The sequence below is a fragment of the Streptomyces sp. NPDC002324 genome (genome assembly GCF_053593335.1).
Map to the genome: position 1 here is coordinate 128,525 of NZ_JBSFCF010000027.1, position 7,583 is coordinate 136,107.

The 7,583-nt window shown below is 67.9% G+C and carries 7 protein-coding genes; all 7 read left to right on the top strand.

The window, feature by feature from the left end:
• The first annotated feature begins 610 nt into the window (after positions 1–610).
• Positions 611–1,099, top strand: coding sequence for a RidA family protein (locus ACWCRJ_RS29960; protein ID WP_450942218.1), 489 nt, complete (start codon positions 611–613; stop codon positions 1,097–1,099).
• Positions 1,100–1,235: 136 nt separating this feature from the next.
• Positions 1,236–2,345 (top strand): alanine racemase, encoded by a 1,110-nt coding sequence (locus ACWCRJ_RS29965; protein ID WP_450942219.1) that lies wholly within the window; start codon positions 1,236–1,238, stop codon positions 2,343–2,345.
• Positions 2,346–2,422: 77 nt separating this feature from the next.
• Positions 2,423–3,157 carry an SDR family NAD(P)-dependent oxidoreductase gene (locus ACWCRJ_RS29970; protein ID WP_450942220.1) on the top strand — a complete coding sequence of 245 codons (735 nt, stop codon included), beginning with the start codon at positions 2,423–2,425 and terminating at the stop codon, positions 3,155–3,157.
• A gap of 270 nt (positions 3,158–3,427) precedes the next feature.
• A complete protein-coding gene (locus ACWCRJ_RS29975) occupies positions 3,428–3,862 on the top strand; it encodes a cupin domain-containing protein (RefSeq protein ID WP_450942221.1) in 435 nt (144 codons plus the stop codon).
• Positions 3,863–4,280: 418 nt separating this feature from the next.
• Complete coding sequence (locus ACWCRJ_RS29980) at positions 4,281–5,387, top strand: ABC transporter substrate-binding protein (protein ID WP_450942222.1); 1,107 nt, start codon at positions 4,281–4,283, stop codon at positions 5,385–5,387.
• Entirely contained in the window at positions 5,380–6,513 is a 1,134-nt protein-coding gene (locus ACWCRJ_RS29985) for an ABC transporter ATP-binding protein (RefSeq protein ID WP_450942223.1), read from the top strand. The genes ACWCRJ_RS29980 and ACWCRJ_RS29985 overlap by 8 nt, the downstream gene beginning before the upstream one ends.
• A 3-nt stretch (positions 6,514–6,516) precedes the next feature.
• Positions 6,517–7,416: an ABC transporter permease gene (locus tag ACWCRJ_RS29990; protein WP_450942224.1), complete on the top strand. Its 900-nt coding sequence runs from the start codon at positions 6,517–6,519 to the stop codon at positions 7,414–7,416.
• The last annotated feature ends 167 nt before the right edge of the window (positions 7,417–7,583 follow it).

Genomic DNA, 7,583 nt, shown 5'->3' on the forward strand with positions numbered 1-7,583 from the left:
ACTCCCCCTGGAGTGCGGTGTCGCGAGGCTCGGGGAGGCGGGCCGCGTTCGCTGTGCCGTTGAACGACAAGTGCACCGCATCATCGGTCGCCGAACGCGCGCTGCCCCGTCCCGGGCGCCCCGTTCTCGGCCTGCCCGGATGCCGTCCCGCACTCTGGTGCGGCGTCCGGGCCTCAGTCGCGGCCACGATGGGTGCGCCGTGCTGGAGGCGCGGCGCGACCGCGGACGGCAGAGTATCCATGATGTCCTCGACGGCGGTCGTCCCGGCACGGTGATGGGGCCGGCGTTCCTCCCGGCCCGCGAGTGCCCCTAGACACTCGGTCAGTCCCGAACCCGCCTGGCGTCTCACGCCACAGGCGCTCCCCTGAACGGCTCCTACGCGCTTGCCTGAACGGCCGCTGCGCGCTTGCCCTGTACCGCCGCTGCGCGCTGCCCTGCACCGCCACATCGCACTCTCGAACTGATTCCGCGGCCGCGTTCGAGGTTGAAGTTCGTATTGACAGTGCTCGACGGGCAGCCATATGGTCGACAAACGACAATAGCCTGACGGGTTTAAGCCACCATAAGGGGTTTTGTCGCCGCCGTTACTCGAGAGGAGAGCCGAGTACAGATGATCAAGACTCATGAGACTTCGGCAGCGAACACCGACTCGGCTTCCGATCGGCTTCAGGCCCTGGGGCTGGCCCTTCCCGAGCTCCGGGAGAACCCGTACTACGTGCACCACCGGACGGTGGGCTCCAGCATCTACATTTCGGGCCAGCTGCCCTACCGGGACGGTTGGCTGCTGGGGCAGGGCACTGTCGGCAGGGACATCGACCTCGAGACGGCGCGGTCACTCGCGCGCCATGCCGTGCTGAACTGCCTTGCAGCCGCCGTGCAGGCGGTGGGCGATCTGGACCGGGTCCGGATCGTGCAGATGCTGGTCTTCGTGGCCAGTACGCCGGACTTCGGTGAGCAGTCGCAGGTCGCCAACGCGGCCAGTGAACTGCTCATCGAGGTACTGGGCGAGAACGGACGGCACGCCCGTACCGCGATCGGTGTCGCCGGGTTGCCGCTCAACACCCCGGTCGAGATCCAGATGGTCATCACCGCTGAGTAGGGCGGCCCCGACGGCGGTGTACCCGAGTGCGCGCGATATCGCGGGGCACGCGCGTTCGGCATCGAGGGGAGTCAGTACCCGCGCCCCTCGATCATTTCCCTTCGATCGTTCCAGGCAGAACCACAAGGAGGGCAGCGTGAATCAGCTGCAACGAGCACTCGACGCTCTGGTCGAGCGGATCGACACTCCCGCGCCGATCGTGCTGGTCGACGTCATGCAGGGCAACATCGACCGCATGCAGGGCTTCGCCGACCAGCACAACATCAAGGTCAGGCCGCACGTCAAGACACACAAGTGCGTGGAGATCGGTCGGCGCCAGATCGAGGCAGGCGCGGTCGGGATCACCGCGGGAAACGTCGGCGAGGCAGAGGTCTTCGCCGCAGCCGGCTTCGACGACATCTTCCTCGCCTACCCGATCTGGGCCGCGGGATCGAAGAAGCCCCGGATCCGCCGGCTCGCCGAGTCCGCCCGGCTGCGGGTCGGCGTCGACAACGTCGCGGCGATCGAGGCCCTCGCCGACGCGATGGGAGACGAACCGGACCGCCTGCAGGTCGTGATCGAGGTCGACTGCGGCGCCCGTCGTTCCGGGGCGCCGCCGGAGCTCGCGGGCGACCTCGCGCTCGCCGCCCGCAAGCGCGGTCTGGTGCCGGCGGGCGTCTTCACCTATCCCGGTCACGGCTGCCTCGGTCGCGACGCTCGCCGGCGTGCCGCGCAGGACCAGGAAGCCGCGCTCACCACCGCGGTACGCGGCCTCGAAGGCGTCGGGGTCACCGCGGAGGTGGTCAGCGCCGGCTCCACGCCCACCGTCGAGTTCTCCACCAGCAGCAGCGTGATCACCGAGATCCGTCCCGGCGAGTACGTCTTCGGCGATCTGAACAACGCCCGGCTGGGCTCCTGCACGGAGGACCAGATCGCGCTGTTCGTCGCCGGGACCGTGGTCAGCGACTGGGTCCCCGACCAGGTCATCGTCGATGTGGGCAACAAGGCCCTCAGCAAAGAGGGCAGCCCCGAGATCGGCTACGGCGGCATCGCCGGCACGAAGGCGGTCCTGTCCAAGGTCAACGAGTACCACGGGTTCCTCCCGCTGCCGGACGGCGACTTCCGCCCCGGCGTCGGAAGCGTCGTACCGGTGGTGCCCAACCATGTATGCCCCGTCGTCCTCGGTTTCGAGGAACTGATCGTCACCGACAGCACGGGCACGTCGCTGGAGCGGTGGCCTGTCGACGCCCGCGGATTCCTCAACTGACCGGCACGGGACGAGATCCCCGTCCTCCCCGAGCCCCCACCCCCGACCGACCTCCCCCGTAATGAGGAGTGCCTGACATGAGACTCAAGAACGTCACGGCCCTGGTGACAGGCGCCAGCAGTGGCATAGGGCAGGCGGTGAGTTCCCACTTCCGCCGTGAGGGCGGGCGGCTCCTGCTCACCGGCCGCAGGGAGCGGCTCGACAGCGCCGAGCCCGACGATCTGTACGTTCCCGGAGACCTCAACGACGAGGCGTTCGTCGAGCGCCTGGCCAAGCAGGCCGCCGAGTCCTTCGGCACCGTCGACGTCGTCGTCCTCAACCACGGCCTGCAGGCCGACGGTCCGCTCACCGAGATGGCCTGCGACGACGCGAGGAACGTGCTGGAGAGCAACCTGCTCAGCGCGTTCCTGGTGATGAAGCACTTCGCCCCGCTGATGCCCGAGACCGGCGGCTCGTTCGTCTGCGTCAGTTCACGGCTGGGCATGGTCGGCATGTCCGGGCAGGTCCTGTATTCCGCCGCCAAGGGTGGCCTCATCATGCTCGCCAAGGGCGCCGCGATCGAATGGGCCCCGCGCAACATCCGGGTCAACGTCGTCGCTCCGGGTCTGACCGCCACACCGATCATCGAAGCGGCGTTCCAGCGCAGGCCTGACCCCGAGGGCTACCGCCGTCAGCGCGAGAGCACGATCCCGCTCCAACGCCTCGCCACCCCTGAAGAGGTCGCTGACGCGGTGCTCTTCTTCGCCTCGCGGGAGTCGTCGTACGTGACCGGATCGGTCCTGGCCGTCGACGGCGGGTACACCGCTGGCTGAACACCCTGCTGGGCATCACCAACAGCAAAAAGCTGAACGACCTGTTCTCCGTCGCTCCTTCTGCCTCGGGCATCTGCCGATTGCGACATGAACCGTCGAACAAGCGTCGAGCGCGTGCTCCATTCGTCTGCCCCACTCGAACGGCGTCACCCTCAGTGCGCCCGTGCCGACAACCGTATCCGAGCCACCCGGCCACCTCGGCACGAGCCACGACGCCTCGAATCGGCCTCCGCACATCGGGAACGGGCCATACCCACGAGCGTGTGTCGGATGCCGCTCGGCAGCAGCTCGTCGACCCTGGCCGCGGCCACCGAGTTCTCAAGCTCCCAAAGGAAAGCCATGTCGCTCCTGAAGGCCATCGACACCAATCCCTCCTTCACGCCGCGAGAGTCCGGCCCGCTCCCGGAGCGCCTGATCTCCGGCGACCCCACCTTCCGGACCTGGGCCCAGGACGTCGCCCGTCGGGAGTCGATCCATACGGGCGTCTGGGAAGCGACGCCCGGCGAGACGCGCTCGATCAAGGGCGAGACCTTCGAGTTCTGCCACATCCTCTCCGGCATCGTCGAACTCACACCCGAAGGCGGCGAGCCGGTGATCTACAAGGCCGGCGACAGCTTCGTCATGAAGCCGGGCTACGTCGGCGTCTGGAAGACCATCGAAACCGTGCGCAAGATCTACGTGACCGTGACCGTGACCGTGACGTGATGCCGCTGTCCGGCCCCGATCGCCTCCAGGGTTTACGCGAAGCTACCTGCTGCTGAGCAACGTCGCCGGGGCCGATGGTCCGCTCGGCCCGTCCCTCAGCCGCAGGCCAGGATCTGCTTCATCCCACACCAGAGCCCTCATGCTCCGGCTCTGCTGAGGACCACCCCCACTCCGCTGGTCACCCCCTGTGCCGGCTCCAGTTTCCCCACCGCCACCCACCCGGTCACCCGGCCGACGTCGCTCCGGCGACGAGCTCGTCGGGAACTTCGATCCACGGCGAACACACGCCCCAGACGGCGATCGGCAAGGCAAGCGGGCGATGTTCCGTCCGCGTTCGCCGCCCTGAACACCCCCCCCGCGTGCGAGGTAAAGCCCCCGCACAGCTGGTCCCATGCGTCCCCAGATGAGGAGTATTGCCATGAGTGATGCCCAGATCGGTCGTAGAACGCTCCTGCGCGGAGCAGGCGGCCTGGCCGCCCTCGCCGCTCTTCCCTCCCTCGCCGCCTGCGGCACCGGCTCCAGCCGGACATCCGGTGGGAGTGGTGACAAGGGCGGCAGTAAGACCGTGGTCGTCCGTGACAGCGGCGGTTCCTACGGTGCCGCCCTGCAGAAGGCGATCTACACGCCGTTCACGCAGGAGACCGGCATCCAGGTCAAGGTGTTGAACCTGGACGACGCCCCGCTGCTGGCGCAGATCAAGCAGGGCCGGCCGCAGTGCGACCTCATCAACAACTCGATGATGTCGCACACCAAGTACGTCAAGCAGGACGCGCTGGAGGCGCTGGACCCCGACCGGCTCAAGAGCCTGAAGAGCGCGAAGATCCCCGAGGCCCAGATCACCGAGTATGCCGTCGGCCACGCCTTTTACGGTCAGTGCATCGGGTACCGCACGGACGCGTTCGGGGGCAAGAAGCCGGAGTCGTGGGCGGACTTCTGGGACACCAAGGCGTTCCAGGGCGCCCGTGCGATGGTCCATCCGGACGGTGACCTGCCGGAGCTGGAGTTCGCGCTGCTGGCCGACGGCGTCCCGATGGACAAGCTGTACCCGCTGGATGTGGACCGTGCCTTCAAGGTGCTGACCCGGCTGCGAGGCGACATCAAGAAGTTCTGGGACAGCGGCCCGCTCCCCGGTGTGCTGCTCAGCCGCCAGGAGGTCACGATGTCCACCGTCTGGGACGGCCGACTCGCCGACCTGGAGAAGCAGGGCGTCCCGGTCACCCGGCAGCTCAACGGTATGCGCCGCCAGTTCTCGGGCTATGCCGTCGCCAAGGGCGCGGCCAACATGGACAACGCCTACCAGCTCATGGACTTCTCCCTGCGGGCGGAGAGCCAGGCCAACCTGGTCAAGTTCTTCCCGTCGAACCCGTCCTCGCCCGTGGCCTACGCCAAGCTCAGCGAGGAACAGCGCAACGCGTCCGCGGGTGCGCCGAAGTACTACGACAAAGGCTTCGACGCGGACGTCGACTGGTGGCTGAAGAACGAATCGGCCGTCACCAAGCGCTGGCTGGAGTGGGCTCGTGGCTGAATTCGGTGTCGCCACACCGTCCGTCAAGGTGGCCGGCAACAAGTCGGCCACCGCGACCGGCAAGTCGCTGTCGGTGGTGGCTCTGCGCAAGACCTACGGCGACGTCGTCGCCGTCGACGAGGCGTCCATGGAGATCGCGGCGGGGGAGTTCGTCACCTTTCTCGGCTCCTCGGGGTCGGGCAAGACCACGACGCTGATGATGATCGCCGGGTTCTGCGAACCCGACTCCGGCAGCATCACCGTCGGAGGCCGTGACGTCACCCGCCTCGCCCCGCAGAAGCGGGGCCTGGGTTTCGTCTTCCAGCAGTACCTGCTCTTCCCACACATGACGGTCGCCGAGAACGTCGCCTTCCCCCTCACTCTGCGGGGGGTGCCGAAGGAGGAGGTCCGCCGGCGAGTGGGGGAGACGCTGGAGATCGCGGGCCTGTCGGGGTTCGGCGGCCGTAAACCGCGTGAGCTGTCCGGTGGTCAGCAGCAGCGTGTGGCGTTGTGCCGGGCGCTGGTCTACCGCCCGCCGGTCATTCTCATGGACGAACCGCTCGGCGCCCTGGACAAGAAGCTCCGCGACCAGCTGCAGATCGAGATCAAGACCATCCAGCAGGAACTCGGCCTGACCGTCATCTACGTGACGCACGATCAGGAAGAGGCGCTGGTCATGTCGGACCGCATCGCGGTGATGCGCAACGGCCTGATCGAGCAGTTCGACACCCCCCGCGAGCTCTTCGAACGGCCCAGGACGCCGTTCGTGGCGGACTTCCTGGGCGCGGCGAACTTCCTGCCCGGCCGCGTGGAGAAGCACGACGGCGAGCACACCCTCGTCCGCCTCGACAGTGGCGGTCTCATCAAGGCCCGCCGTCACCAGTTCATCCCCGGCACGCAGGTGAAGGTCGCTGTGCAACCGGGCCGGCTGCGGGCCACTGCCGACGACGACGGCTTCTGTACCGGCACGGTCGAAACCGCCACCTACGTCGGCACCCTCGTCCGCGCCGGCGTGCGCATCGACGGCGGTCAGGAACCGCTGGTGCGCCTGGAGGTTCCGGCCGGGCGGGGCCCGGTCGCGGGCGAGCGGGTCGGGATCACCGCCGACCCGGACGACGTCAACCTCTTCCCCACCGAAGGAGGGTGAGTCATGGCAGCCACCCTCACCGCAGGCGCTCCCGCCCGCCCGCGCAAGCTCCTCGCCTCACGCAGGACGCGCGTCGGGATCCTGTACGCGCTCCCGGTCGTCGTGTACCTGCTGGTGCTGTTCGTCTACCCGATCTTCAGCACGCTGCTGCTGAGCCTGAAGGACGCCGACGGCTCGTTCACCCTGCACTGGTACGCCGACGCCCTGACCGGGGTGAATCTGTCGGTGCTGTTCACCACGCTGCGGATCTCCGCCGAAACGGCCGTGCTCAGCCTGGTCTTCGGGTTCGTCCTGGCCCAGGCGATCACCCGGCTCAAGCCCCTCCTCGCGGGCCTGGCCATGCTGGTCGTGGTCGTCCCGCACTTCGTGTCCGCCCTGGTGCGCACCTACGGCTGGATCATCATGCTCGGCGACAAGGGCCTGGTGAACGAGACCCTGACCGCCATGTCGACGCCCGGCGCTCCCTTCCAGTTGCTCTACAACGAACTCGGCGTGGTCATCGGCACCACCTCGATGATGCTTCCCTACACCGTGCTGCTGCTGTACGGCGTGATGCGCGGCGTGGACCGCCGCCTGCTCGCGGCCGCCGCGAGCATGGGCGCGGGCCGGGTGACGATCTTCCGCCGGGTGTATCTGCCGCTGGTCGCGCCTGGCCTGGCCAGCGCCGGCCTGCTGAGCTTCATCCTCTCGCTGGGCTACTACATCACCCCGGCCCTGATGGGCGGACCCAACCAGACGATGATCGCTACCCTCATCAACCAGCAGGTGACGAAGGAGAACCAGTGGAACGGGGCGGCCGCGCAGGGCGTCATCCTGCTGGTCCTCACCCTGGCCGGACTGCTGCTGGTCAAGGTCGTCAGCTCCCTGGGCGCCAGCCGTAGAAGGAAGGGGGGCGGATCATGATGGAGCTGCGCAAGACCCTCACCGGCCGGATCGCCCTGACCGTCGTCGCCACCGTGATCCTGCTGTTCCTGTCCCTGCCGATCGTCGTCATCCTCGTCACCTCCTTCAGCAACAACGCCTTCGCCGCCTTCCCGCCCGAGGCGTGGACGCTGAACTGGTACAAGGCC

What these genes read in the sequence shown, in the direction of transcription:
- ACWCRJ_RS29990 (WP_450942224.1), top strand. Translation starts at nt 6,517, where the DNA reads ATGGCAGCCACCCTCACCGCAGGCGCTCCCGCCCGCCCGCGCAAGCTC.
- ACWCRJ_RS29960 (WP_450942218.1), top strand. Translation starts at nt 611, where the DNA reads ATGATCAAGACTCATGAGACTTCGGCAGCGAACACCGACTCGGCTTCC.
- ACWCRJ_RS29975 (WP_450942221.1), top strand. Translation starts at nt 3,428, where the DNA reads ATGCCGCTCGGCAGCAGCTCGTCGACCCTGGCCGCGGCCACCGAGTTC.
- ACWCRJ_RS29970 (WP_450942220.1), top strand. Translation starts at nt 2,423, where the DNA reads ATGAGACTCAAGAACGTCACGGCCCTGGTGACAGGCGCCAGCAGTGGC.
- ACWCRJ_RS29980 (WP_450942222.1), top strand. Translation starts at nt 4,281, where the DNA reads ATGAGTGATGCCCAGATCGGTCGTAGAACGCTCCTGCGCGGAGCAGGC.